Origin of the sequence: Rathayibacter sp. YIM 133350, from assembly GCF_037404875.1 — a bacterium.
Classification (GTDB): Bacteria; Actinomycetota; Actinomycetes; order Actinomycetales; family Microbacteriaceae; genus Orlajensenia.
The window spans coordinates 1-24,951 of the sequence record NZ_JBBELO010000005.1 but is presented as its reverse complement, the minus strand read 5'-3'; the positions used below and the strand labels follow the sequence as shown (position 1 = coordinate 24,951).

Genomic DNA, 24,951 nt, shown 5'->3' with positions numbered 1-24,951 from the left:
TCGGCCGAATGTCACGAGGACGCCTCAGGGTCTTCCTCGGCGCCGCGCCCGGGGTCGGCAAGACCTACGCGATGCTCGAGGAAGGGCACCGGCTGGCCGGCGCCGGCAGGGACGTGGTCGTCGCGGTCGTGGAGACCCACGGCCGCGCGGCCACCGCCGCCGTGCTGGACGGCATCGAGGCGGTGCCGCTCATCCGTCGCGAGCACCGTGGCGTCGTGCTCGACGAGCTCGACGTGGATGCCGTCCTCGAGCGCGCACCCGACCTGGCACTGGTCGACGAGCTGGCGCACACCAACGCTCCCGGTTCCCGCAACCCCAAGCGCTGGCAGGACGTCGACGAGCTGCTGGATGCCGGCATCGACGTCTACTCCACCGTCAACATCCAGCACATCGAGTCGCTCAACGACGTCGTTCGGCAGATCACGGGGGTGCCCCAGCGGGAGACGATCCCCGATGCGGTTCTGCGCAGCGCCGACCAGATCGAGGTCGTCGACCTCGCGCCGCAGGCCCTGCGAGACCGGCTGAGCGAGGGCGTGGTCTACCCGGCGGCGCGCGTCGACGCAGCCCTATCCAACTACTTCCGGCTCGGCAATCTCACGGCACTGCGCGAGCTCGCCCTGCTCTGGCTCGCCGATGAGGTCGACAGCTCGCTCAAGCGCTATCGCGCCGAACACGGCATCGCCGAGAAATGGGAGGCGCGGGAGCGGGTGGTCGTCGCCCTCACCGGCGGCCCAGAGGGCGAGACCCTGCTGCGCCGAGGCGCGCGCATCGCCTCGCGCTCCTCGGGAGGCGAGCTGATCGCCGTTCACGTGATCAGCCAGGACGGGCTGGCCGCGCCCCACCCGGGAGCGCTCGCCGCGCAGCGCGCCCTCGTGGACCAGCTCGGCGGCAGCTACCACCAGGTGGTCGGCGACGACATCCCGCGCGCTCTGGTCGAGTTCGCCCGCGCGAGCGACGCGACGCAGCTGGTGATCGGCGTGAGTCGACGCAGCCGGCTCGCCGCCCTGCTGAGCGGACCCGGGATCGGCCAGACCGTGATTCGGGAATCGGGCGACATCGACGTGCACATCGTCACCCACGAGGCGGCGGGTGGTCGTTTCGCGCTGCCATCCCTGCGCGGAGGCCTCACGCGCCGCCGGCGCATCTGGGGGTTCGTCGTCGCCCTCGTGGGCGGCCCACTGCTCACCTGGGCCCTCGCGGCAGGCCACACCGACGAGTCGATCGCCGGTGACGTCCTGTTCTACCAGGTGCTCGTGGTGGCCGTGGCGTTGATCGGCGGGTTCTGGCCGGCGATGTTCGCCGCCGTGATGTCGGGACTCAGCCTCGACTTCTTCCTCGTGGCTCCGCTCTATCAGATCACCATCAGCGAACCACGGCACCTGCTCGCGCTGGTGCTGTTCATGATCGTCGCGGCGCTCGTCAGCTACATCGTCGACCAGGCGGCACGGCGTACCCGGCAGGCCTCGCGTTCGGCCGCAGAGTCCGAGCTGCTGGCCACGGTCGCCGGCAGCGTTCTGCGCGGGGATGACGCCATCCAGGCTCTCGTCTCGCGTACCCGCGAGGCCTTCGGGCTCACGGGCGTGCGTCTCGTGGACGGCGAGGAGGTGGTGGCCGAGAACGGCGAGCTCGACCCCTCCACACGCCCGGTCGTGCTGCCGGTATCGGGCGGTGTCCGCCTGGAGCTTCAGGGCCGCGACCTGGCCGCCGGAGACCGCCGGCTGCTCGGCGTGATCGTGCGGCAGTTCGAGGTCGCCCTCGAGCACAGGGACCTTGCGGCGGTCGCGCGGGAGATCGGCCCGCTCGCGGAGGCCGATCGGGTGCGCAGCGCCCTGCTGGCGGCGGTCGGTCACGACCTGCGGCGCCCGCTGGCGGCGGCGACCGCAGCGGTCACGAGCCTGCGCTCGAGCGACATCCACCTCGACGAGCAGGACCGCGCCGACCTGCTCCTGACGGCCGAGGACAGCATCAGCGCCCTGTCGCGCCTCGTCTCCAACCTGCTGGACGTCTCACGCCTGCAGGCGGGCGTGCTCGGCGTCACGCTGGGGCCGGTCGACCTGGATGACATCGTTCCGCTCGTCATCGACGAACTCGACCTGGCTCCCGGTGAGATCGAACTGCAGCTCGCCGAGAGCGTGCCGCCGGTACTCGCCGACGCCGCGCTGCTGCAACGCGCCGTGGTCAACCTGGTGGCCAACGCGGTTCGGTTCTCCCCCGCCGACGCACCGCCGCGCATCACGACCTCGGGGTTCGGATCGCTCGTGCAGCTCCGCATCGTCGACAGAGGGCCCGGCATCCCCCAGGATCGCCGTCGCGAGGTCTTCGTGCCCTTCCAGAGACTCGGCGACACCGACAACCTCACCGGCGTCGGACTGGGGTTGGCGCTCTCGAAGGGATTCGTGGAGGGCATGGGAGGCACGCTGGAACCCGAGGACACGCCCGGTGGCGGGCTCACCATGGTGATCACCCTCCCCGCAGCGGAGCATCCAGAGCCCCCGGAGGAACGCGCATGAGGATCCTGATCGCCGACGACGACCCGCAGATCCTGCGCGCACTCAGGATCACGCTGTCGGCGCACGGCTACGACGTTCTCACCGCCGCCGACGGCGCTGATGCCGTGCGCCAGGCGGCGGCGCAGCATCCCGATCTCATCGTGCTCGACCTCGGGATGCCCGGGCTCACGGGGATCGAGGTGATCGAGGCGGTGCGCGGCTGGAGTGCCCTGCCGATCCTCGTGGTCTCCGGGCGCACCGAATCGGCCGACAAGGTGGATGCACTGGACGCCGGGGCCGACGACTACGTCACCAAGCCGTTCGCCGTCGACGAGTTGCTCGCACGCATCCGGGCACTCTCCCGGCGCAACGCACCGGTGGGAGAGGGCGCGGTGGTGCGGCTCGGCGACACCCGGATCGACCTCGCCGCTCACGTCGTGCGGCGTACGGATGCGGCGGGCGAGCACGCGGTTCGACTGACGCCGACGGAATGGCGGATGCTCGAGGTACTGGCGAGGAATCCCGGGAAGCTCGTCACACGGCAACTGCTGCTGACCGAGGTGTGGGGGCCGCAGTACACCAACGACACCGGCTACCTGCGCCTCTACGTGTCGCAACTGCGCAAGAAGCTCGAGCCCGAGCCGTCGACCCCGCGCTACCTCCTGACGGAAGCCGGCATGGGATACCGGTTCGTACCCGACGAGGCGAGCTGACCGGAAGGGTGAGCGGGCCGGCTGATACGCCGGGTTCTGTTCACCGGGCGCTTGCGCGACACCGGCTGGACGGCCATCTCTCTCGGGAGTACGTTGCCGCACTCCTCCAGCGGTCTACCCGGGAACGGGACGAGCAGCCCCATGGTTCCCTGTCTGACCTTGCTCCGGGCGAGGTTTGCCGAGCCGACCGTGTCACCACGGCCGCTGGTGGGCTCTTACCCCACCGTTTCACCCTTACCGCGGGCCGAAGCCCGAGGCGGTCTGCTTTCTGTGGCACTGTCTCGCGGGTTGCCCCGGGTGGGTGTTACCCACCGCCCTGCTCTGCGGAGCCCGGACGTTCCTCGGCGCCCAGCCGTAGCTGGGCGACGCGACCGTCTTGCCGACCCACTCGGTCAGCCAGCCTACAGGAGTGGCCTCAGATGCCCGATTCCTCGGTGCGGATGAGGATGCGGCCGCAGTCGGGGCAGAACAGCACCTCGTCGGCCGGCGCGGTCCGCACGGTCTCGAGGTCGACGCCGGTGAGGGTCATGGTGCAGCCGCTGCAGGTTCGTGCCCGAAGCAGGGCGGCTCCCACGCCACCGCCGACGGCGCGACGCTTCTCATAGAGTGCCCGTAGCTCCTCGGAGACGGCGGATGCGACGGCCTCGCGATCGCGCTCCGCCTCTCGCTGCTGCGTGCCCAGCTTCTCGCGCTCCCGATCGCGCTCCTGCTCCAGCACGCTCGCGGCGTCGGCGAGCTCGGCCTGTTCGGCCTGGATTGCGGCCACGGCCTGCTCGCGCTCCTCCACGCGTTCCATGACGGTGAGTTCGATCTCCTCGAGATCGCCCTGCCGCTTGGCCAGGCTCGCGAGTTCGGCTTCGAGCGCCTGCACATCCTTGGTCGACGAGGTGTGCTGCAGGCGGTCGGTGTCGCGCTTCATACGAGCCTCGACGACAGCCACATCCGATTCCAGTCGCGACAGCTCCACCTGGGCGTCATCCAGCGACCCGGCTGCGGCGTTGAGCCTGCGGCGCACCTCGTCCGAGCGCGCGCCGAGCGCAGCGAGTTCTGCGGACTGCGGCAGGTGGCTGAGCTGGTGGCTCAGCCGGTTCAGCCGGCTGTCGACGTCCTGCAGCCGAAGAAGCTGCTGCTGCTCGTCGGGGCGTGCCTTCACGTGGTTCTCCTGAAAGTCGGGTGGATCTGGTCAGTGGACGACGACGAAGTCCCACGGGTCGGTACGCAGGTCGCTCACGGTGACCTCGAGTTCGGGCAGCGCCGCACGAAGCTGGTCGGCGGCGGTGTCGAGCCAGAGCCATTCGCTCGCCCAGTGCGAGACGTCGATGAGCGCCGGACCCCTCCCGAGCAGCTCGGCCTGTTCGCGGGCTTCGGATGCGGGATGGTGGCGCAGGTCGGCGGTGATGTAGACATCCGCGGCGAGCACGGCCGGGTGGCCGAGCAATGAGTCGCCGGCTCCCCCGCACACCGCGATGCTCTGCACGGAGCGCTCGTAGTCGCCCGAGACGCGCACGCCGGTCGCCGTCGCGGGGAGGATGTCCGCGAGGGCCCGCGCGAGGCGCCCGAGTGTGGTCGGCTCGGCGAGCGTCCCGATTCGCCCGAGGCCAGCCCCTTCGACGACCCCCGGAACAATGGGCATCGTCTCGAGAAGGCCGAGGCGATCGGCCAGCACCGCCGATGTTCCGCTCTCCACGACATCCGCGTTGGTGTGCGCTGCGAGCAGCGCGCAATCCGCGCGGATGAGGCGCGCCAGCAGGGCGCCCTTGTACCGGTCCTCGGCGATGCTGGTCACACCGCGCAGCAGCAGCGGGTGGTGGGTCAATAGCAGGTCGGCCTCGGCCTCCACCGCCTCGTCGACCGTCGCCGCGACGGCATCGACGGCGAGCATCACCCGCTCGACCCGTGCGGACGGGTCACCGGCCACGAGCCCGGGCGCATCCCAGCCCTCGGCGCCGTCGAGCGGCCAGAGCTCGTGCGCCACGGTGAGGACGTCGGTCAGCGAGTACGGCACGTCTCAACACTACCGTCGTGGTCGGCGACGCTCCGGGCGATTCCCTAGACTGCGACGGTGGCTCAACAGGATGTGCAACAACATGAATCACGCAGTGCTCGCATCGAGCACCGCTGGCCCGCTGTCTTCGCGCTCGTGGTCGCGCTCGCGCTGTACGCGGCACTGCCCAATGACCTGATCACCGTTCAGCGCTACGTGACGGTGGCGATCGGCATCGTGCTGCTCATTCCGCTGATCGTCATCAACCCGCATCGCTTCGCCCGCCAGACGCGGTTGTCGCGCGCGCTCTCCCTTGTGCTCGCCGTCATCGTGGTGCTCTCCAACCAGATCACGCTCGTCTCCCTCGTGTTCGTGCTGATCGACGGAAAGGCGGACGGGCCCACCCTGCTGCAGTCGGCTTTGCAGGTCTGGGTGGCCAACGTGATCGGCTTCGCGCTGCTGTTCTGGGAGATCGACCGCGGCGGACCGGTCGTGCGCACGACGGCCAAGCGCAGCGACCTGCCGCGTGCCGACTTCCGCTTTCCGCAGGACGAGGACGACGACACCATCACCGAGGTGGCGGCCGGCTCATCGCTCAAGGCCGACTGGACCGCGAGCTTCGTGGACTACTTCTACTTCTCGCTCTCGAACTCGATGGCGTTCAGCCCCACGGACACCATGCCGCTGACGGCACGCGCGAAACTGCTCATGTCGCTCGAGTCCTTCGGCGGGTTCGTCATCCTGGCGCTCGTGATCGCCCGCGCGGTCAGCCTCATCGGCTGAGGTCAGAGCCGCGGGCCCTCGCCGAGCGGCTCGCCGCCCGCGTCGGGGGCATCCCGGGCAGGCAGGACGAGCAGGAGGATGCCCGCCGTCACGAATGCCAGACCCGCCCAGCCGGTCGGGGTGAGGCGCTCCCCCACGACCGTGACGGCGAGCACCGTGGCCACCACCGGCTCCAGGAGTGTGACCACGGTCGCCGTGCTTCCCCGCACGTACCGCAGGCCGGCGCCGAACAGGAGATAGGCGAGGAACATCGGTCCGATCGCCAAGTAGGCCGTGATCGCGAGGCTCGCGGTCGAGCCCAGGAGCGCGGCGCCCGTGAGCACCAGTACCGGGGCCAGCAGCACCGCGCCCGCACCGAACAGAGCGCCCATCACGGCGCGCGAGGAATGATTCTCTCCCATCACGCGCGCCGAGGCGAAGGTGTAGAGGGCGTAGCTGAAGGCGGCCAGAAGCCCCAGGAGCACCCCGCCGATCTGCATCCTCCCGCCCGGTCCGCTTGAACCGCTCAGAGCGAGCAGCGCGAGTCCGCACACGGCAACGGCCGCTGAGAGCACCCATCGCCGAGTCACGCGCTGGGCATCCACCACGAATTCGAGCACTGCGGCGAAGACGGGAGCCGCGCCGAGGGAGACGACGGTACCGATGGCGACACCCGCGAGATGCATGGAACTGTAGAACGCGAGCGGGTAGACGAAGACGCCCACGGCGCCCGTCAGCAACCAGCCGACGCTCCGGCGATCCCGCAGCACGCGAATCGCCCCGGCCGCGCTCGCGGCGAACAGCGCGATCCCGCCGATGGCCATCGTGGCGGATCCCGTCGCGAGCGGACTGATCTCATCCGGGAGCAGATGCGCGGCCGTGCCCGTGGTTCCCCAGAGCATCGCCGCGACGGCGATCGGCACGATGCCCTGGGAACGCGATGCCATGCTGCCAGTCTGGCGCATCCGCCTCTGGGGCTCCTCGGTCCGGACCCGCATCTCTCTCCCCCAATCCACGCGCTCGGCGCTGCTCGGATCCGGCGTTCCACTTGCGGTGCAGGGCCGTGCATCCCGACGCGCGGTCGGTAGCCAAGGGATCGCCCGGCCCGCCAGGCGCCCACGATGAGGGCGGGGCTAGTGCTGGTGGTGGTGCAAGGAGCTCGTCAAACGCGGTCCGAGGTCTTCGGGGGCGCAGCCCGACGACGTCTCCTCAGGAGAGCGGCGATGATACCGAGGATCAGCAGAGCGAGTGCGGCTCCTTCCCGGCCTCCGACATCGAGACCGGTCTGCGAGAGGGCGCCTCGAGAGTCGGTGCCGCCGCCCCCAGCGGCCGGCGCAGGAGGCGGCCCCGGCGGAAGAATGGGATCGATCACGGTGAGCCGCGCATCCGTCGACGTCGCAGTGACCCCGTCGACAGCGGTGAAGACGGCGCGAAAGAGGTCGCCATCGCGATCGCGAGTCGACGAGGCGAGGGTGTAGGTCGTCGTCGTGGCGCCGGTGATGTTTGTCCAGGTCGCGCCGCCGTCGGTACTCAGCTGCCACTGCACAGAGGTCTGACCGAGATCCGACTCGGCCGTAGCGGTGAAACTCGCTGGTTGACCCACTTCGACCGTCTGGTCGTCGGGCCCATCGACGACGACGAGAGCGGGGAGAACCGTCAGCATGGCAGATGCGGTGGTCACACTGCGGGCGGCGTTCGTGAAGACAGCGCGGTAGAGGTGGCCGTTCTCCATGAGGGTCGTGACCGGCGTCAGGTAGCTTTCGCCTGTCGCCCCGACGATCTCGGCCCATGTTGAACCGTCGTCGACGCTCAGTTGCCACTGCACGGATGCCGGGGCGAGGAGCGATTGCGATGCCGCCGTGAACGTGGCGACCTCGCCCTCGTGCACCGTCTGGTCCGTAGGGTTCTCCGCGGTGAGCGAAAGGCGGACGCTCAGCTTCGCCGGCGCGGTCGTGACAGTGCGCGCGGCGTTCGCGAACTCGGCTCGATAGAGATCACCATCCTGGGTGATGAGCGCGACAGGAATCGTGTACGTGGTCGAGTTCGCACCGGCGATATCGCTCCACGTCGCGCCGCCGTCGGTGCTGCGCTGCCACTGCACCGACGCGGGCTCGAGCTCAGATATGGCCGCGGCTGAGAACGTTGCGCTCTCGGTCTCGATGACTGCAGCATCCTGCGGGTCGGTGACCACGGCGAGGGCTATCGCCACAGCCAAGGTCGCCGGATCAGTGGTCACGGTGCGCGCCGAGTTCCGGTACACGACCCTGTACTGGTTCCCGTCGTCGTCGATCGACGTCGCTGGAGTCGTGTAGCTGGTCGTGTTCGTCGCACCCGGGATGTCGGTCCAGCTCGCTCCGCCGTCGGTGCTGATCTGCCATTGAGCCGTCGCGGGTTCGAGCTGCGAAATCGCGGACGCCGTGAACGTGGCTCTCCGGCTCTCGAACACCGATTGGTCGCTCGGTCCGACCGCGGTCAGGGAGACTCCGACGTGGAGGGTGGCAGTCGTCGTCGTCGCGCTGCCCGCCGAGTTCGAAATGACAGCGCGGTACTGTCCGCCGTCTTGAGAGACCAGCGCTGCGTCGATCACGTAGTCGGCGCCGCCCCCGCCGGCAATGTCCCCCCAGCTCACTCCACCGTCGGTGCTCAGCTGCCATTGATAGGTCAGCGGAAGCAACGACTGGGCCGATGCGCTGAATGAAGCCTGCTGGCTCTCGAAAACGGTCTGATCGATCGGATTCGCGAGGATGGTGAGGGCGGTCACGACGATCGTGTCGCTCACCGCTGCAGTGCCGAGGCCGTTCCTCGCCGTCAGCGTGAAGGAGTACGTGCCCGCGACCGTCGGAGAACCGGCAAGGATGCCAGTGGTCGAGAGTGCGAGTCCTGGCGGGAGAGCCCCACTGGTCACGGCGACAGAGGGGACCTCGTCACCCGTGGTCGGGTACGCGTAGTCCACGGTCGCTCCGGCCGCGAAGTTCCCCGCAGCCCCGGTTATGGTGGGCGCGACGCCGAATGCGAAGGAGTTCGCAGCGGTGACGGCTATGGCCGTTCCGCCGTACGTCCACGAGACGGTGGTATCCACGAGTCCTGAGGAGTGCGCCGGCGTGGTGGCGATGACGTCGAGCCCTGAGCGGCCGACGGCGCTTGCCACGACACCCCCGAAGGCGACGCCGGTGAGGGTCGACGCCGCGGGCGCGGGGACGAAGATGTACGACGGGGTGGTGCCGGTGCCGAACTGGCCCTGCGAGTTGTCACCCGCGGTGAACATCCGACCATCCGTCATCACCCAGATCATGGAGTTCGCCCCGGGTGCGAGAGCGGCGACCGTGCCTGGTGCCGGCAGCTGAGGGACGATCGGGGTGGTCACCGTTGACGTGGAGTCGTTGCCGAGTTGGCCGCTGAGGTCGCCGCCCCAGGCCCGGGTCGTGCCGTCCGTGAGGATCGCGTACGCCGCGATGCCACCGGCCGAGACGGACACGACCGGCGCGATCGTGATCTGGCCCGGGGTCGGGAAACTGCCTGCGGCTACACCTCGGGCCAGCTGGCCGAGCGAATTGTCGCCCCACCCCCACAGTTGCCCCTCAGCCGTGCGAGCCAGCACGAAGTTCGAACCCGAGGAGATCTGGGTGATCGTCGGGAGGCCGGTGACCTGTACAGGTGTAGGTGAGGTCGTCGGAGTGAGCGTGCCACGGCCCAGTTGCCCGCTGCCGTTGTTCCCCCAGGCCCAGACAGTGCCATCCGTCGCGAGGGCGACCGAGAAGGTACCGCCCGCCGAGATGGCGGCGATCGGCGGAAGGCCCGCCACGGCTTCCGGGATGACGTCGGTCGTCGTTCGACCGAGCTGGCCCTGGCTGTTGCTTCCCCACGCCCACACCGTGCCGTCCGCGGTGAGCCCGAGGACGTGGTTCGTACCGGCTGAGAGTGAACGCAGAGCCGGGAGCCCAGAGATGACGGAGGGGGTGGTCCGCGGTGTCGTCGGAGTCGTGACGCCGAGCTGGCCCACGGCGTTGCTGCCCCAGCCGTAGACGGATCCGTCGGATGCGAGCGCGAAAGACGCACCCGGCGTGGCCCTCAGAGAGGCGACCGACGTGAACGTCGCTGCGGCTGGCAGCAGCGGCCGCACGAGAACCCGAGACGAAGTGGTGGTTGCATTCCCGAGCTCGCCGTTGGAATTGTTGCCAGCCGCCCAGACCTGTCCCCCACCGTCGAGGAAGAGGTCGGACTGCGATCCCGCCGAGATGACGGGAAAGACCTGTCCCGCGCCGAGGAGGGTGACGGGAGTACCGCCCGCCGTGGGGCCCTGATTCGGGGCGTCGGTGAAAGCGAAGGCGGGAACGGTCGGGACGAGGATGCCCACGACGGCCACGACCAGCACAGAAAACCCCGATAGCGCACGTGGTCCAAGCCGCGCGCGCTCTGGAAGCAGGGCCCTGGACCGCGGCCGAGCACCCTGCGGAAACGCGCTCGCCGTCATGAATCCGGCTCCGCTTCGTGGCGTTGCGTCGACGGTGCGCCGCGACCGACGGGCACCAGGCGCACTTCAACGCTCCTCCTCGTGCCCCATGTCCCCGAGCGGAGAGTGGCGAGCGAGTACAGGCGCAGCCACATGAGCACACCGACGTGAAGGAACCCGTAGAGCGGAGCGAGCAGGAACCCCACCCAGATGTCGCGACTCGAATGCAACTCGGTCAGTTCGACGTATCGCACGGAGCGCGCATAGGCGAGCAGTGCCATGAAGACGACATAAGGCCCGACCAGCAGCCCGCCCGTGACAAGGGGCGAGACCACGAATGCGCTCACGAGAACCGCGGTGAAGAGCAGCCACGTCGACAGTTCGACGAACGTGAGCCAGAATGCCGGCTTGGCGAACGGCATGTTGCGCAGCACCCAGAGGGACTCGCGGAAGAACGACTTGTTCCAACGGATCTGCTGCCTGATGTAGTGGCCCATCTTCTCCGGAACCGCGGTGTAGGCCACTGCGTCGGCTCGGAATGCCGTCCGTCCTTCGAGAAGGCCGTAGTTGGTCAATCGTCGGTCATCCCCGAACACCGCCGGTCGCCCGAGGAAGCTCTGTTCCAGGAAGTCGGTCCGATACTTGTGAAGTACATCGGCTCGGTAGAGCGCCAGCGAGCCGCACGCGCACAGGACGCTGCCCAGCCGGGAGTAGGCCGCACGCTCGAAGAGGAAGGCATTCGCGTAGCGCAGATCGATGAGCCTCGTCAGTAGGTTCCGGTCGTGGTTGAGCGCGAGCACCAGCCCTGTCACGACGGTCGTCGCCGGATCGACGAAGGGAAGCAGCACGCGCTCGAGCGCATGCTCCTCGAGCACGGTGTCGGAATCGACGCAGAGCAGGAGATCGACGTCCGGCTGGGAGTCGAGGGCCGTTACGAGCGCCTGCCGCTTACCCCGATTCGACGGGAAGCGCACGACCGTGGCTCGTACTCCGTGCCTCTCGAACCGGGCCAGCCAGGAGTCCGCCTCCTGCGCGGCCTCGTCGCCCGCCGATCCGTCGTCCACGACGACGATGGAAGCGGGCCGTCTGCTCTGTGCATGAATGGACGCGAGCGCGGCGCGCAGCATCAACGGATCCTCGTTGAACATCGGCACGGCGACGCCGACCTTCAGCCCGTTGAGCCTGAACAGTTCCGCCGGGCTGATTGAGGTTTCACGCGCTTTGGTCCACGAGAGTACGAGCTTCGCTGCGAGAACAGCCATGATTGCGACCCCGAACCATGAGGGCCCGCCGGCCCGCCACCACATGAACGACACGGCGACCGCCGCGATCGCGAAGGCGATGAAAGCGAGCGGTTTCATCGTCGCGGGCGGCGATCCTCTGCCGGGGGGTCCGAAGCTACTGCGCGCGGCTTGCGGACGAATCTCGACAGCGCCGCACCGCCGAAGATGAGCACCGTTCCCGCAAGTGCGATCCACCACACGTCGGTGACGACGGAGCCGACCACGACAGCACCCACCCCAGTGAACGCGAGTGTTTCGTCATACATTTGCGCACCTTCTTCCCCCGGGAGGAACTCTGCGAGGACCTCTAGAGTGGCAGGCTACCCCCGTTCGGGGTACCGGCAACAGGGCTCGAGCCTCAATCCGTGCCGAGTGCGTACCGCGCCTGTACCGCGGCGGTCCAAAGGAGCCAACGGTATGTCGGCCACTCGTCCCCGCTCGCCGCTCGGGTCTCTGCCCGCGCTGGATGCGCCGGTGGGCCCTGCCGGGCTCGAACCGACGACATCCACGGTGTAAACGTGGCGCTCTACCAACTGAGCTAAAGGCCCCTGCGCTGGGTGCACGTCCATGTTACCGGCACGTGCAGACCGCCGCCGCTCACGCCGTCGCCGAGAGCTCTTCGAGGGCCCGTCGATACTCCCCCAGGCTGCGGGGTCGGCCGGGATCGGTGATGATGCGGCTGCGGACGACGCCCGTGCCGTCGAGAAGGAAGGTGGCCCGGTTCGCGAATCCGCGCTCCGGCCGGAACACGCCATACCGCTGTGCCACCGCACCGTGCGGCCAGAAGTCGGCGAGCAGGTCGAAATCGAACCTCTCGTGCTCGGCCCAGGCACGCAGTGCGTGCTTGGAATCGACGGAGATCCCGATGAGCTCGACCCCCTGCGCGCGGAAGATCTCGATGTTGTCGCGCAACTCGCACAGTTCGCCCTCGCACGTGTGCGAGAAGGCGAGGGGGAAGAACACGAGCGCGACGGGCGTCCGCGCACATCGTTCGCTCAGTCTCACCTCTTCGCCGAACTGGTTCGGCAACGTGAAATCGGGCGCAGTCGCTCCACGGGCGATGGGCATATCGATGGGCATGACGACCTCCCTTCCGCCTTGGCCGGGCGGCATCGATCACCCTACCCGGCGAGGATGCCGCTGCGGCGGATGAGCGCATGCAGGAGGAATAGGATCAATAGGATTGCGAACTGTGCGAGCCGACATCCGGCGCGCCGTTCCCGACAGACATTCCCCGCGGCGAGACCCGCCCACAAGAGAGAGGTCGAGTGTGACTGTCAACGACCAGGACCCGTACTCGGTCACCAACGTCGACTCCGACCCGGAAGAGACGGCTGAGTGGACCCAGTCCCTCGACGAACTCGTCGCGGCTGAGGGTCACGGACGTGCGCGTGAGATCATGCTGAGCCTGTTGCGCCGTTCCAAGGAACTGCACGTCGGCGTGCCCATGGTTCCCACCACGGACTACATCAACACGATCGCGCCCGAGAACGAGCCGGAGTTCCCCGGCGACGAGGAGATCGAGCGCCGTTACCGCGCCTGGATCCGCTGGAACGCCGCCGTCACGGTGCACCGCTCGCAGCGGCCCGGCATCTCGGTCGGCGGGCACATCTCGACCTACGCGTCCTCCGCGGCGCTCTACGAGGTCGGCTTCAACCACTTCTTCCGCGGCCAGGATCACCCCGGCGGCGGCGACCAGGTCTTCTTCCAGGGCCATGCCTCACCCGGCATGTACGCCCGCGCCTTCCTCGAGGGACGGCTCTCGGCCGATCAGCTCGACGGGTTCCGACAGGAGAAGTCGCACGCCCCCAACGGGCTCTCGAGCTACCCGCACCCGCGCCTCATGCCGGAGTTCTGGCAGTTCCCCACGGTGTCGATGGGACTCGGCCCCATCAACGCCATCTACCAGGCCCAGGTCAACAAGTACCTCACCAACCGCGGCATCAAGGATGCGAGCGACCAGCAGGTCTGGGCCTTCCTCGGCGACGGCGAGATGGACGAGGTCGAGAGCCGCGGACAGTTGCAGGTGGCGGCCAACGACGGCCTCGACAACCTCAACTTCGTGATCAACTGCAACCTGCAGCGACTGGACGGTCCCGTCCGCGGCAACGGCAAGATCATCCAGGAACTCGAGAGCTTCTTCCGCGGAGCCGGCTGGAACGTCATCAAGGTCGTCTGGGGCCGCGAGTGGGACGACCTGCTCGCCCGCGACACCGAGGGCGCCCTGCGCACCCTCATGAATGCGACGCCCGACGGCGACTACCAGACCTACAAGACCGAGTCGGGCGCCTACGTGCGCGAGAACTTCTTCGGGCGCGACCCGCGGGCACTCGAGCTGGTCAAGGACCTCACCGACGACCAGATCTGGGGGCTGAAGCGCGGCGGACACGACTACCGCAAGGTCTACGCCGCGTTCAAGGCGGCTGCAGAGCACAAGGGCCAGCCCACCGTCATCCTCGCCAAGACCATCAAGGGCTACGGCCTGGGTCCTGCCTTCGAGGGCCGCAACGCGACCCACCAGATGAAGAAGATGACGCTGGAGAACCTCAAGACGTTCCGGGATGCGATGCGCATCCCGATCACGGACGCCCAGCTCGAGGAGAACCCGTACCTTCCGCCGTACTACCACCCGGGTGAGCAGGACGAGGCCGTGCAGTACCTGCACGAGCGCCGCCGTGCCCTCGGTGGCTACGTGCCGGAACGCCGCACCCAGCACACGGCCATCTCCATCCCCGACGACTCGGCGTATGCCATCGCCCGCAAGGGTTCCGGCACGCAGGAGGTCGCCACCACGATGGCGTTCGTGCGCCTGCTGAAGGACCTCGTGCGTGCCAAGGACTTCGGTCACCGCATCGTGCCGATCATCCCCGACGAGGCCCGCACCTTCGGAATCGACGCGTTCTTCCCGACGGCGAAGATCTACAACCCGAACGGGCAGCACTACACCTCGGTCGATCGCGAGCTGCTGCTCGCGTACAAGGAGAGCCCGCAGGGGCAGATCCTCCACGTCGGCATCAACGAGGCGGGCGCGCTCGCGGCGTTCACCAACGTGGGCACGTCGTACTCCACTCAGGGCGAGCCGCTCATCCCGGTGTACGTGTTCTACTCGATGTTCGGCTTCCAGCGCACGGGCGACGCCCTGTGGGCGGCCGGGGACCAGATGGCGCGCGGCTTCCTGATCGGAGCGACGGCCGGACGCACGACGCTCACCGGCGAGGGACTGCAGCACGCCGACGGGCACTCGCCCCTGCTCGCCTCGACCAACCCGGCTGTCGTGACCTACGACCCCGCATACGGGTACGAGATCGCCCACATCGTGCGCTCGGGAATCGAGCGGATGTACGGGGGCTCGCACGAGGATCCCAACGTCATGTACTACCTCACGGTGTACAACGAGCCGATGGTGCAGCCCGCCGAGCCCGAGAACGTGGACGTCGAGGGCATCGTGCGCGGCATCTACAAGCTCGCCGACGGCACGACCCAGGGCCCCAAGGCCCAGCTGCTGGCCTCGGGCGTCTCCATCCCGTGGGCTCTGGAGGCACAGCAGCTGCTCGCCTCGGACTGGGGCGTCTCGGCAGACGTGTGGTCGGTGACCTCCTGGTCGGAACTGCGCCGGGACGGCATCGCCGCCGAGTCGCACAACTTCCTGAACCCCGATTCGGAGCCGCGCTCGCCCTACCTCTGGCAGAAGCTCGCCGGGGCCCAGGGACCGTTCGTCGCCGTCACGGACTACTCGCACGCCGTGCCCGACCAGATCCGGCAGTTCGTGCCCGGCCAGTACGCCACCCTCGGGGCCGATGACTTCGGCTTCTCGGACACGCGTGCAGCGGCGCGACGCTTCTTCAAGATCGACGGCCCCTCGATGGTCGTGCGCACCCTGGAGCTGCTCGCCTCGCGCGGAGAGGTCGATCGTTCGCTGCCCGCTCAGGCCATCGAGCGCTACCGCCTGCACGACGTGACCGCCGGCACGACCGGCGCGGCCGGTGGCGAGAGCTAAGCCCCCGTGGCGAAGCCGCGAACGAAGCAGGAGACCCTCGCCTGGCTGCGAACCATCTCCGGTGAGCTCTCCACAGCGACGCTGAAGCGGCTCGAGGACACGCTGCCCTGGTACGGCCAGATGCCGCCGGGGCGGCGGTCCGCGGTCGGCCTGGTCGCCCAGGCCGGCATCACCTCCTTCATCTCGTGGTACGAGAACCCGTCATCGACCCCCTGGATCGCCGCGGACGTCTTCGGCGCCGCGCCGCGCGAGCTGCTGCGTTCCGTGAGCCTGCAGCAGACGCTGCAACTCATCCGCGTGGTCGTCGAGGTGGTCGAAGACCGCGTCAAGGGCGGCGCAGAAGACCTCCGCGAGGCCGTGCTGCTCTACTCGCGCGAGATCGCCTTCGCCTCAGCCGACGTCTACGCCCGCGCCGCCGAGGCCCGCGGCCTCTGGGACGCGCGGCTCGAGGCGCTCGTGGTCGACTCCATCCTCTCGGGCGAATACGACGACGAGCTGCCCAGCCGCATCGCCGCACTCGGGTGGCACGGGCACGGTGCGGTCGCGGTGCTGGTCGGCACGACACCCCGGATGCTCGACGTCGACGTGCTTCGCCGCGCCGCCCGGCACATGGCCGCCGACGTGCTCATCGGAGTCCAGGGCAACCGGCTCGTGCTCGTGATCGGGCGCGCCGCGCCCGCGCCGCGCGAGAACGACGAACCGGCCGGCCCGCCGCCGCTGGAGTTCATGGAGATCGCGAAGGGCCTGGAACCGAACTTCGGCGAGGGGCACCTCGTGCTCGGCCATGAGGTGCCCAACCTGGTGGACGCCAGCAAGAGCGCGAAGGCCGCCCTCGCGGGATTCGCCGTGGCCCGCGCCTACCGCAAGGCGCCGCGTCCGGTGCCCGCCGATGACCTGCTGCCCGAGCGCGCCCTCGCCGGCGATCCGCTCGCCCGGGCCACGCTCATCCACCGCATCTACCGGCCGCTCCGGGCCACCTCTGCCGAACTGCTCAATACGCTGTGGACCTACCTCGACAACGGCCGCTCACTGGAGGCGACCGCCCGCGAGCTGTTCGTGCACCCCAACACCGTGCGCTACCGCCTCAAGCGCGTCTCGGAGGTCATCGGCTGGGACGCCACCGGCTCGCGCGAGGCCCTCATCCTGCAGGCCGCACTCATCGTGGGCGGTATGAGCGAACACGACCCCCCGGCGCGGCGGAGCTCCTGAGCATGTGCGCCACGAACAAAGCTTTCCGGAATTCCTTGGGGAGCATCAACACAACACCGCGCGTGCGGATTGACAGACTAGAGCAATGATCGTTCTCGCCTGCCCCGGTCAGGGCTCCCAGACGCCCGGGTTCCTCGCCCCGTGGCTCGAGTCCTCCGAGAACGCCGCGTTGCTTGCGGACTACTCAGAGGCGGCCGGACTGGACCTCGCCGTTCATGGAACGCTCTCCGATGCCGACACCATCCGTGACACCGCCGTCGCCCAGCCCCTCATCGTGGCTGCCGGCCTGCTCGCCCTGAACGCACTGCGTTCCGCCGGTGCCGAGGGCCGCATCGGCGGAATCGCCGGCCACTCCGTGGGCGAGATCACGGCGGCTGCGGGTGCCGGCATCCTCAGCACGGCGGATGCGATGGCGTTCGTGAGCGAACGCGCCGTGGCGATGGCGCAGGCCGCGGCCGTGACGCCCACGTCGATGAGCGCGGTTCTCGGCGGCGACCCCGACGACGTCATCGCGGCCGCTGAGGCGCTCGGCCTGCAGCCCGCGAATTACAACGGCGGCGGCCAGATCGTGATCGCGGGCGCCACGGATGCGCTGGCCCGGCTCGCGGACGAGCCGCCCAAGGGTGCCCGCGTCATCCCGCTGCAGGTGGCCGGAGCATTCCACACCCGCTACATGGAGCAGGCCCGTGACTGGCTGGCCGGCGCAGCCGGTGGCTACGCCACGAGCGATCCGACCGTTCCGATCTGGACGAACAACGACGGCAGCCGGGTCGAGTCCGGTTCACGCTTCCTGGAGCTGCTCATCACGCAGGTGGCGTCGCCGGTGCGCTGGGACCTCTGCATGGAGTCCTTCGCGGCGGCGGGCGTGACGGGTCTCATCGAACTCGCGCCGGCCGGGGCGCTCGTGGGACTGGCGCGCCGCGGACTCAAGGGCGTTCCGACCGTGGCCATCAAGACCCCGGATGACATACCCGCAGCGCTCGAGCTCCTCGAGCAGCACGGCTGAGCGAGGATCGATGAGCACTCCTACCCTGAAGCAGGCCAGCGGCCCCGCCCACACGCGCATCTATTCCTTCGGCGCGGCGCGCGGTGATCTCGTGGTGCCCAACGACGACCTCGTCGGACCCATCAACTCGTCGGACGAGTGGATCCAGCAGCGCACCGGCATCGTCACCCGCACCCGTGCCTCCGCCGCGGTCGGCGCCGTCGACCTCGCCACGACCGCCGCTCGAGAGGCGATCGCCAAGTCGGGCGTGCCCGCGGCCGAGATCGACCTCGTGCTCATCGCCACGATCAGCAATGTGCGCCAGACGCCCTCAATGTCGGCCGTCGTCGCGGACCGCGTCGGCGCCAACCCCGCTGCCGCCTACGACCTGAACGCCGCCTGCGCCGGCTACACTTACGCGATCGCGCAGGCCGATGCGCTCATCCGCGCGGGGGCGGCGCACTACGCCCTCGTCATCGGCGCCGAGAAGCTCTCCGACGTCGTGGACCCCACCGACCGCACCATCTCGTTCCTGCTCGGTGACGGCGCCGGCGCCGCCGTCGTCGGCCCGAGCGAGTTCCCCGGCATCTCCCCGACGGTCTGGGGCTCCGACGGCTCCAAGGCCGATGCGGTCGGCATGGACCACACTCTGGTGGAGTACCGCGACGGCGAAGCCGAGTGGCCGACGCTGCGCCAGGAGGGCCAGACGGTGTTCCGCTGGGCGGTCTGGGAGATGGCCAAGGTCGCCAAGGACGCCATCGCGCAGGCCGGAATCACCGTGGACGACCTCTCGGCGTTCATCCCCCACCAGGCCAACATGCGTATCGTCGACGAGTTCGCCAAGCAGTTGAAGCTTCCCGAGAGCGTCGTCATCGCACGCGACATCGAATCGACCGGCAACACGTCGGCCGCATCGATCCCGCTCGCGACGCACCGCTTGCTGCAGGGTCACCCTGAGCTCTCCGGCGGCCTGGCACTGCAGATCGGCTTCGGCGCCGGCCTCGTCTTCGGCGCCCAGGTCGTCGTGCTTCCCTGACCACTCCGCCCCTCTAAACTGAGTGACGGTCAAACCACACCCCCGAGGAGATAACAATGGCATTGTCCACCGAAGAAGTTCTTGCCGGCCTGGCCGAACTCATCAATGACGAGACCGGCATCGCGACCGACACGGTTGAGCTGGACAAGTCGTTCACCGACGACCTCGACATCGACTCGATCTCGATGATGACGATCGTCGTCAACGCCGAGGAGAAGTTCGACGTGAAGATCCCCGACGAAGAGGTCAAGAACCTCAAGACCGTCGGCGACGCCGTCGACTTCATCGTCAAGGCACAGGGCTAAGACCGCTTCGTTCGCGGGCCGGCTCGCAACACGCGGGCCGGCCCGCGCTCGTTTCACCGGGCGCGCACGCGCCTACTTCTCGAAAGAGTCTGCGTTATGACCAAGAAGATCGTCGTCACCGGCATCGGCGCGACCTCGCCCCTGGGTGGGAACGTGGCCGACAGCTGGACCGGCCTGCTCGCCGGCGAATCGGGTGCCCGTTCGCTCGAGCACGAGTGGGTCGAACAGTACAACCTGCCCGTCACGTTCGCGGCCGAGGCGAAGGTGCGCCCAGAAGAGGTGCTCGAGCGTCCGGTCGCCAAGCGCCTCGACCCCTCCTCGCAGTTCGGGCTCATCTCGGCCATCGAGGCATGGGCGGACGCCGGCGCGCCCGACGTCGCTCCCGAGCGCCTCGGAGTGGACTACGCCACCGGCATCGGCGGCGTCTGGACCCTTCTGGACGCCTGGGATGCCCTGCGCGAGAAGGGACCGCGTCGCGTCATGCCGATGACGGTTCCCATGCTCATGCCGAACGCCGCATCGGCGGCCATCTCCATGCACTTCGAGGCACGGGCGTTCGCCCGCACGGTCGCCTCGGCGTGCGCCTCGAGCAACGAGTCGATCGCCAACGCCTACGAGCACCTGCAACTCGGGCTCGCCGATGTCGTCATCGCCGGCGGAACGGAGTCGGCGATCCACCCCATCACGATCGCCTCCTTCGCCTCGATGCAGGCGCTCTCGAAGCGGAACGACGACCCGGCTCACGCATCGCGGCCGTACAGTGTGGACCGCGACGGCTTCGTGATGGGCGAGGGCGCCGCGAGCCTCGTCCTCGAGACCGAGGAGCACGCACTGGCCCGTGGCGCCCGCATCTATGCGGAGCTCGCGGGAAGCGCGGTCTCGGCCGACTCGTACCACATCACCGCGAACGACCCCGAGGGCCGCGGCGCGAGCCGAGCGGTGCGCGCTGCGCTCGCTCAGGCCGGCGCCGAGCCCGACGACGTGACGCACATCAATGCGCACGCGACGAGCACGCCGGTCGGCGACATCGCGGAGTACGTCGCGCTCGCCTCCGTCTTCGGCGACCGCATCCGCGAGATCCCCGTGTCGGCGACCAAGGCATCCACCGGACACCTGCTGGGCGGCACCGGGGCGCTGGAGTCGGTCTTCACGATCCTCGCCATCACGAATCGCGTGGCGCCTCCGACGATCAACCTCACCACGCAGGACCCGGAGATCCCGCTGAAGGTCTCGGGCCAGACCCAGGCACTCGGCGACGCGCCGCAGCTGGCCATCACGAACTCGTTCGGGTTCGGCGGCCACAACGCGGTGCTGGCCTTCCGCACCGTCTGAGGTCGATTGCAGCAGAAGGGCCGCGCGGTATTCCGCGCGGCCCTTCTGTCGTCTGCGAGGCGGGCGCGCTCAGCCCACCTTGTGCAGCCAGATGACGGGGGCGTCGTCCGAGGCGTGCCGGAACGAATCCAGTTCGTCGTCCCACGCCTGGCCGAGCGCCACGCGCAACTGGCGGTGCAGTTCCAGCGCGTCGATTCCGGCGACCTCCATCGCCGAACGGATGCGGTCCTCAGGCACCACGATGTTGCCCGCGGTGTCGGTCTGCGCGAAGAAGACGCCGAGGTCGGGAGTGTGCATCCAGCGGCCTCCGTCGGTGCCGAGTCCGGCATCCTCCGTGACCTCGTACCGCAGGTGCTCCCAGCCGCGAAGGGCCGAGGCGATTGCCGCGCCTGTTCCTGCCGGCCCCTCCCAGTACAGCTCGGCGCGCTGGGAGCCGCGGAGCACGGGCTGCTCGCTCCATGACAGGTTGACGGCGTGCCCGAGGGCACGACCGGCAGCCCACTCGACGTGAGGGCACAGTGCCTTCGGTGCTGAGTGGACGAAAAGTACTCCCCGCGCAGTCACTGGCTGCCGGGCCGTCGTAGCCGCCATGGTGATTCTCCGTTCGTGTGAGGTGCGTCTTCCCCTACGACCTCAACCGGAGTTCCTGGCGTTGTGTTCGATTGTCAGCGACATGAGCCGCTATCGGCATGATGCCATAGCAGATGGAACAATTCCAACATTGCCATTCGCGTTTCGGCGTGTCACTCCGCCTCGGAGTAACTGTCGACGACGGCGAGATCCAGCGGGAAGTCGACGGGGAAGTCGCCGAAGAGCAGGCGGCCGGCTGCTGCAGCGGCATCCGTGACCGCCGCGACGACGTCGTCGGCGAGCTCCGCGGGCGTGTGCACGATGATCTCGTCGTGCAGGAAGAACACGAGGTGCGGGGTTCCGGCGAAGACGCTGTCCTCGAGCGATCCCGGATTCGGCGCAGACAGGGTGCCCAGCCGGTTACGGAGCCCCGCCATCCAGCTCAGCGCCCACTCGGCCGCACTGGCCTGCACCACGAAGTTACGCGTGAAGCGCCCCCAGTCCCGCGCGGCCGATCGTGCCCGGCGCTCATCGGCGGCGCTCGCCTCGGGGCCGTTCGCGCGGGCCTGGATCGTGAGCCATTCACGGCCGGGTGGTGGCGAGGTCCTCCCCAGCCGCGAGGTGACGCACTCCCCGCGCTCCCCCGCGCGTGCCGCCTCCTCGACGAGGCCGAAGGCTCGCGGGTAGGCGCGGGCCAGGCGGGGAAGCAGGCGTCCGCTCTCCCCGGTCGTCGCGCCGTAGAGCGCGCCGAGCAGCGCCATCTTCGCGTGCGCACGGCTGTCGACGGCGCCGGCAGCCACGATTCCCGCGTAGAGGTCACGTCCGCGCGCATCGTTCGCCATGGCCTCGTCACGCGAGAGGGCGGCCAGCACGCGCGGCTCGAGCTGCGCGGCATCCGCCACGACGAGCTTCCAGCCGGGGTCGGCGCGCACTGCGGCGCGCACCTGCTTGGGCAGCTGGAGGGCGCCGCCGCCCCGGGTGGCCCAGCGGCCGGTGACCACGCCGCCCGGAACGTACTCGGCCCGGAACCGCCCGTCGAGCACCCACTGGTCCATCCACGACCAGCCGTTGGCCGAGAGCAGCCGGGCCAGCTTCTTGTACTCCAGCAGGGGCCCGCGCACCGGATGCTCGATCTCGCGCAACTGCCAGGCGCGAGTGGATTCCACCATGATGCCCGCGCGCTGCAGGGAGCGCAGCAGGTCGGCTGGAGAGTCGGGGTTGGCGCTGGGATCATCCAGGGCCGTCCGGATCTGCTCGAGCAACTCCCTCATGCGGCGAGGGCGCTGGCCATGGGGAACGCGCGGACCCAGCAGGCCCGTGAGCACCTCATCGTGCACGCCGGCGTCCCATGGAAGCCCGGCAGCCGTCATCTCCACGGCGATCAGGGCACCGGCGGACTCGGCAGCCAGGAGCAACGCCAGTCTGCCCTGTTCAGACGCAGCGCCGAGCATCCCCAGTTGGCGTTGAAGCTCGGCAACGCATTCGGCCAGGCCGCGGGTGTCGGGCGCGGCGCCGTGTTCCGCCTCGAGTTCGAACAGCGAGTCCGGGCGGCTGGAGGGCACCTCGAGCGGTCGGTCCCAGTACGTGTCGGAGCCGGCGTCGACCGCATCCGTCAACGCCGATCGCTGGAGGATGGCGCGGCTCAGCCGAAGGTCGTGACAGCGTCGCACACGCACCCCGCCGGCGAGGATGTCGGGGTACCACGCGCCGGTGTCTCCCCATGCCCAGCGCGGACCGGCCGCGTGCTCCTCTGCGCGCACAAAGGCAGCGAGGTCGGTGACGGCTTCGCTGTCTCCGAGCGCAGAGCCGCTGTCATCGAGTCGCTGCACGGCGGTGCGGCCGTCGCCGGCGCGACCCACGACGATGAACACGCTTCGATCCTAATCGAAGATGTCTTCGAGCCTCGACGCAACCGGAGCGCGCCGCGCCGTGCCTGAGTGACAACCCCCACGCGCAGGGCGCCGGGCCCTGCGAACCGGGGGTTTCCACGGGCGCTTTGATGGACGGGCGTCGCCAAGCTGGAAGACAGCCGAGACCCACCCCGCAACCGAGGAGAATCACCACATGTCTGAGCCTTCGTCTTCACCCACCACTACAGCTGCTGCCGACGGCGGCCCGTTCGCGCACCTGCATCACGTCGAGGCGGGCGAGCTCGATGTCGCCTATGTCGACGAGGGCCCGGCCACAGGCACCGCCGTACTGTTGCTGCACGGCTGGCCCTATGACATCCGGAGCTTCGAGCAGGTGCTGCCCACGCTCACCGAGGCCGGCTACCGCGTGATCGTTCCCTACCTGCGCGGTCACGGTGAGACGGTGTTCCGCGACGCCGGGGCGCTGCGCAATGCGCAGCAGGCCGCCCTCGCGTCCGACGCCGTCGCCCTGCTGGATGCGCTGGACATCGACCGGGCCATCGTCGGCGGCTTCGACTGGGGTGCGCGCACCGCCGACATCGTCGCGGCGCTGCACCCCGACCGCGTGCTCGGCCTCGTCTCGGTCAGCGGATACCTCATCGGCAGCCAGGCAGCCGGTGCCGCTCCCCTGCCGCCGGCCGCCGAACTGCAGTGGTGGTACCAGTTCTACTTCGCGACCGAGCGCGGACGAGCGGGCTACGGCCAGAACCGCCGGGCGTTCGCCGAACTGATCTGGAAGTTGGCCTCGCCGGGCTGGAACTTCGATGAGGCGACCTTCGAGGCCAGTGCCGTCGCCTTCGACAACCCCGATCACGTCGACATCGTCATCCACAACTACCGCTGGCGGCTCGGGCTCGCCGAAGGGGACTCCCGCTACGACGACGTCGAAGCGACCCTCGCCTCGGGGCCGAGCATCGCTGTGCCCACGATCACGCTCGAGGGCGACACGAATGGCGCGCCGCATCCGGATGCCTCGGTCTACGCCGCCAAGTTCACCGGCCCCTACGAACACCGGGTGATCACCGGCGGCGTCGGGCACAACCTGCCGCAGGAGGCTCCGGACGCGTTCGCCCAGGCGATCATCGACGTGGGCACGATGGGGCGCTAGCGACGCCCCGCGTTCGCCGGGCCGGTCGCTCCCCGGTCTTGACATCGCACTTTCATTTTGGAAGTGTTGCATTCATGAGCCTCTTCATCACCTGCCCGGTCGACAACGTCGAGCGCGCAACAGCCTTCTACACCGCTCTCGGGTGGAGCCTCAACGCCGAGATGTCGGACCACAACGTGTCCTGTTTCGCGATCGCGCCCGAGCAGTACGTCATGCTCGGCAGCCGCGAGATGTACAAGAGCGTCGGCGCCACCGAGGAGATGGTCGGAGGGCCCGACACCCCCTCGAAGGTGACGGTCTCGTTCGACCTCGGCAGCCGTGAGGCGGTCGACGAACTCGTCGAGCGCGCCGGCGCTGCCGGCGGGCGTGTCGGCGACATCGATGACTACCCGTTCATGTACCAGCGCCAGTTCGACGACCCCGACGGCTACCACTACTCACCGTTCTGGATGAAGCCGGACACCGAACCGACTCCGTGAGCGACCTCGCCGCGGCCCTCGACATCGTCGGAGCGCGGTGGGCCCTGCTCATCGTCGAGCGACTGCTCGACGGGCCCCAGCGATACGGGGATCTGCAGCGCGACCTCGGAATGGGCACGAACATGCTCGCGACCCGCTTGCGCGAGCTCGAAGCGGCAGGCGTCCTGCACCGTCTGCCGCTCCGGCACAACACCCGGGCCTACGCGCTGACCGATCGCGGGCTCGCCTTGCGCGCGAGTATCGAGGCACTCGGACGCTGGGGCGCCGAGGACGACTAGGTGTGATGTCCAGGGACGTTGTTTCGTGAATCGTCTTTGATCTGCTGACAGGCGAGGGCCT

The 24,951-nt window shown here is 69.0% G+C and carries 20 protein-coding genes, 1 tRNA gene and 1 other RNA gene; 12 read left to right on the top strand and 10 right to left on the bottom strand.

The window, feature by feature from the left end; all coding sequences use genetic code 11:
• Window positions 1-8: 8 nt before the first annotated feature.
• Both WDJ51_RS00620 and WDJ51_RS00615 read left to right on the top strand, forming a co-directional pair.
• The gene (locus WDJ51_RS00620) at window positions 9-2,510 is read left to right on the top strand and encodes a DUF4118 domain-containing protein (RefSeq protein WP_337850479.1); all 2,502 of its coding nucleotides are present in this window, start codon (window positions 9-11) and stop codon (window positions 2,508-2,510) included.
• Window positions 2,507-3,202, top strand: coding sequence for a response regulator transcription factor (locus WDJ51_RS00615; RefSeq protein WP_337850478.1), 696 nt, complete (start codon window positions 2,507-2,509; stop codon window positions 3,200-3,202). The genes WDJ51_RS00620 and WDJ51_RS00615 overlap by 4 nt, the downstream gene beginning before the upstream one ends.
• Window positions 3,203-3,211: 9 nt before the next feature.
• On the opposite strand, the gene rnpB is transcribed toward WDJ51_RS00615, so the two are convergent.
• The 3 genes from rnpB to WDJ51_RS00600 all read right to left on the bottom strand — a co-directional run bounded on the left by rnpB (window position 3,212) and on the right by WDJ51_RS00600 (window position 5,207).
• Window positions 3,212-3,589, bottom strand: an RNA gene (gene rnpB, locus WDJ51_RS00610) — RNase P RNA component class A.
• A gap of 28 nt (window positions 3,590-3,617) precedes the next feature.
• Window positions 3,618-4,355, bottom strand: coding sequence for a zinc ribbon domain-containing protein (locus WDJ51_RS00605; RefSeq protein WP_337850477.1), 738 nt, complete (start codon window positions 4,353-4,355; stop codon window positions 3,618-3,620).
• A 30-nt stretch (window positions 4,356-4,385) separates the two neighbouring features.
• Window positions 4,386-5,207 (bottom strand): Nif3-like dinuclear metal center hexameric protein, encoded by an 822-nt coding sequence (locus WDJ51_RS00600; RefSeq protein WP_337850476.1) that lies wholly within the window; start codon window positions 5,205-5,207, stop codon window positions 4,386-4,388.
• A 57-nt stretch (window positions 5,208-5,264) separates the two neighbouring features.
• Here WDJ51_RS00600 and WDJ51_RS00595 point away from each other — a divergent pair, with 57 nt between their 5' ends.
• Window positions 5,265-5,969 (top strand): hypothetical protein, encoded by a 705-nt coding sequence (locus WDJ51_RS00595; protein WP_337850475.1) that lies wholly within the window; start codon window positions 5,265-5,267, stop codon window positions 5,967-5,969.
• 2 nt (window positions 5,970-5,971) lie between these two features.
• On the opposite strand, the gene WDJ51_RS00590 is transcribed toward WDJ51_RS00595, so the two are convergent.
• The 5 genes from WDJ51_RS00590 to WDJ51_RS00570 form a co-directional block, all read right to left on the bottom strand.
• Window positions 5,972-6,895: a DMT family transporter gene (locus tag WDJ51_RS00590; RefSeq protein ID WP_337850474.1), complete on the bottom strand. Its 924-nt coding sequence runs from the start codon at window positions 6,893-6,895 to the stop codon at window positions 5,972-5,974.
• Window positions 6,896-7,110: 215 nt separating this feature from the next.
• Entirely contained in the window at window positions 7,111-10,320 is a 3,210-nt protein-coding gene (locus WDJ51_RS00585; RefSeq protein ID WP_337850473.1) for an RCC1 domain-containing protein, read from the bottom strand.
• 95 nt (window positions 10,321-10,415) lie between these two features.
• Window positions 10,416-11,759 (bottom strand): glycosyltransferase, encoded by a 1,344-nt coding sequence (locus tag WDJ51_RS00580; protein WP_337850472.1) that lies wholly within the window; start codon window positions 11,757-11,759, stop codon window positions 10,416-10,418.
• A 397-nt stretch (window positions 11,760-12,156) separates the two neighbouring features.
• Window positions 12,157-12,229, bottom strand: a tRNA-Val gene (locus WDJ51_RS00575).
• A gap of 49 nt (window positions 12,230-12,278) precedes the next feature.
• Window positions 12,279-12,749, bottom strand: coding sequence for a peroxiredoxin (locus WDJ51_RS00570; RefSeq protein ID WP_443218447.1), 471 nt, complete (start codon window positions 12,747-12,749; stop codon window positions 12,279-12,281).
• A gap of 202 nt (window positions 12,750-12,951) precedes the next feature.
• Here WDJ51_RS00570 and aceE point away from each other — a divergent pair, with 202 nt between their 5' ends.
• The 6 genes from aceE (at window position 12,952) to WDJ51_RS00540 (ending at window position 20,545) form a co-directional block, all read left to right on the top strand.
• The gene (gene aceE / locus WDJ51_RS00565; protein WP_337850470.1) at window positions 12,952-15,678 is read left to right on the top strand and encodes a pyruvate dehydrogenase (acetyl-transferring), homodimeric type; all 2,727 of its coding nucleotides are present in this window, start codon (window positions 12,952-12,954) and stop codon (window positions 15,676-15,678) included.
• A 6-nt stretch (window positions 15,679-15,684) separates the two neighbouring features.
• On the top strand, window positions 15,685-16,887 hold the full coding sequence (locus WDJ51_RS00560) for a PucR family transcriptional regulator (protein WP_337850469.1): 1,203 nt from the start codon (window positions 15,685-15,687) through the stop codon (window positions 16,885-16,887).
• A gap of 85 nt (window positions 16,888-16,972) precedes the next feature.
• Window positions 16,973-17,893 carry an ACP S-malonyltransferase gene (locus WDJ51_RS00555; RefSeq protein ID WP_337850468.1) on the top strand — a complete coding sequence of 307 codons (921 nt, stop codon included), beginning with the start codon at window positions 16,973-16,975 and terminating at the stop codon, window positions 17,891-17,893.
• A gap of 10 nt (window positions 17,894-17,903) precedes the next feature.
• Complete coding sequence (locus WDJ51_RS00550; protein WP_337850467.1) at window positions 17,904-18,908, top strand: beta-ketoacyl-ACP synthase III; 1,005 nt, start codon at window positions 17,904-17,906, stop codon at window positions 18,906-18,908.
• A gap of 56 nt (window positions 18,909-18,964) precedes the next feature.
• On the top strand, window positions 18,965-19,213 hold the full coding sequence (locus WDJ51_RS00545) for an acyl carrier protein (protein ID WP_056006457.1): 249 nt from the start codon (window positions 18,965-18,967) through the stop codon (window positions 19,211-19,213).
• Between the two features lie 96 nt (window positions 19,214-19,309).
• Window positions 19,310-20,545, top strand: a complete 1,236-nt coding sequence (locus tag WDJ51_RS00540; RefSeq protein WP_337850466.1) for a beta-ketoacyl-[acyl-carrier-protein] synthase family protein — start codon at window positions 19,310-19,312, stop codon at window positions 20,543-20,545.
• Between the two features lie 69 nt (window positions 20,546-20,614).
• Here the strand turns inward: WDJ51_RS00540 and WDJ51_RS00535 are convergent, their stop codons facing one another.
• Entirely contained in the window at window positions 20,615-21,136 is a 522-nt protein-coding gene (locus WDJ51_RS00535) for a DUF3145 domain-containing protein (protein ID WP_337850465.1), read from the bottom strand.
• 152 nt (window positions 21,137-21,288) lie between these two features.
• Window positions 21,289-22,986 (bottom strand): bifunctional 3'-5' exonuclease/DNA polymerase, encoded by a 1,698-nt coding sequence (locus tag WDJ51_RS00530; protein ID WP_337850464.1) that lies wholly within the window; start codon window positions 22,984-22,986, stop codon window positions 21,289-21,291.
• A gap of 193 nt (window positions 22,987-23,179) precedes the next feature.
• Between WDJ51_RS00530 and WDJ51_RS00525 the strand changes: the two genes are divergently transcribed.
• The 3 genes from WDJ51_RS00525 (at window position 23,180) to WDJ51_RS00515 (ending at window position 24,890) form a co-directional block, all read left to right on the top strand.
• A complete protein-coding gene (locus tag WDJ51_RS00525; protein WP_337850463.1) occupies window positions 23,180-24,133 on the top strand; it encodes an alpha/beta fold hydrolase in 954 nt (317 codons plus the stop codon).
• Window positions 24,134-24,207: 74 nt separating this feature from the next.
• Window positions 24,208-24,612 (top strand): VOC family protein, encoded by a 405-nt coding sequence (locus WDJ51_RS00520; RefSeq protein ID WP_337850462.1) that lies wholly within the window; start codon window positions 24,208-24,210, stop codon window positions 24,610-24,612.
• On the top strand, window positions 24,609-24,890 hold the full coding sequence (locus WDJ51_RS00515) for a winged helix-turn-helix transcriptional regulator (RefSeq protein ID WP_337850461.1): 282 nt from the start codon (window positions 24,609-24,611) through the stop codon (window positions 24,888-24,890). The genes WDJ51_RS00520 and WDJ51_RS00515 overlap by 4 nt, the downstream gene beginning before the upstream one ends.
• Window positions 24,891-24,951: the final 61 nt, after the last annotated feature.

Bases quoted from the DNA above. Each gene is read 5' to 3' on its own strand.
- WDJ51_RS00520 (WP_337850462.1), top strand. From the start codon at position 24,208: ATGAGCCTCTTCATCACCTGCCCGGTCGACAACGTCGAGCGCGCAACA.
- WDJ51_RS00570 (WP_443218447.1), bottom strand. From the start codon at position 12,749: ATGCCCATCGCCCGTGGAGCGACTGCGCCCGATTTCACGTTGCCGAAC.
- WDJ51_RS00620 (WP_337850479.1), top strand. From the start codon at position 9: ATGTCACGAGGACGCCTCAGGGTCTTCCTCGGCGCCGCGCCCGGGGTC.
- WDJ51_RS00545 (WP_056006457.1), top strand. From the start codon at position 18,965: ATGGCATTGTCCACCGAAGAAGTTCTTGCCGGCCTGGCCGAACTCATC.
- WDJ51_RS00615 (WP_337850478.1), top strand. From the start codon at position 2,507: ATGAGGATCCTGATCGCCGACGACGACCCGCAGATCCTGCGCGCACTC.
- WDJ51_RS00550 (WP_337850467.1), top strand. From the start codon at position 17,904: ATGAGCACTCCTACCCTGAAGCAGGCCAGCGGCCCCGCCCACACGCGC.
- WDJ51_RS00580 (WP_337850472.1), bottom strand. From the start codon at position 11,759: ATGAAACCGCTCGCTTTCATCGCCTTCGCGATCGCGGCGGTCGCCGTG.
- WDJ51_RS00590 (WP_337850474.1), bottom strand. From the start codon at position 6,895: ATGGCATCGCGTTCCCAGGGCATCGTGCCGATCGCCGTCGCGGCGATG.
- WDJ51_RS00525 (WP_337850463.1), top strand. From the start codon at position 23,180: ATGTCTGAGCCTTCGTCTTCACCCACCACTACAGCTGCTGCCGACGGC.
- WDJ51_RS00555 (WP_337850468.1), top strand. From the start codon at position 16,973: ATGATCGTTCTCGCCTGCCCCGGTCAGGGCTCCCAGACGCCCGGGTTC.
- WDJ51_RS00535 (WP_337850465.1), bottom strand. From the start codon at position 21,136: ATGGCGGCTACGACGGCCCGGCAGCCAGTGACTGCGCGGGGAGTACTT.
- WDJ51_RS00540 (WP_337850466.1), top strand. From the start codon at position 19,310: ATGACCAAGAAGATCGTCGTCACCGGCATCGGCGCGACCTCGCCCCTG.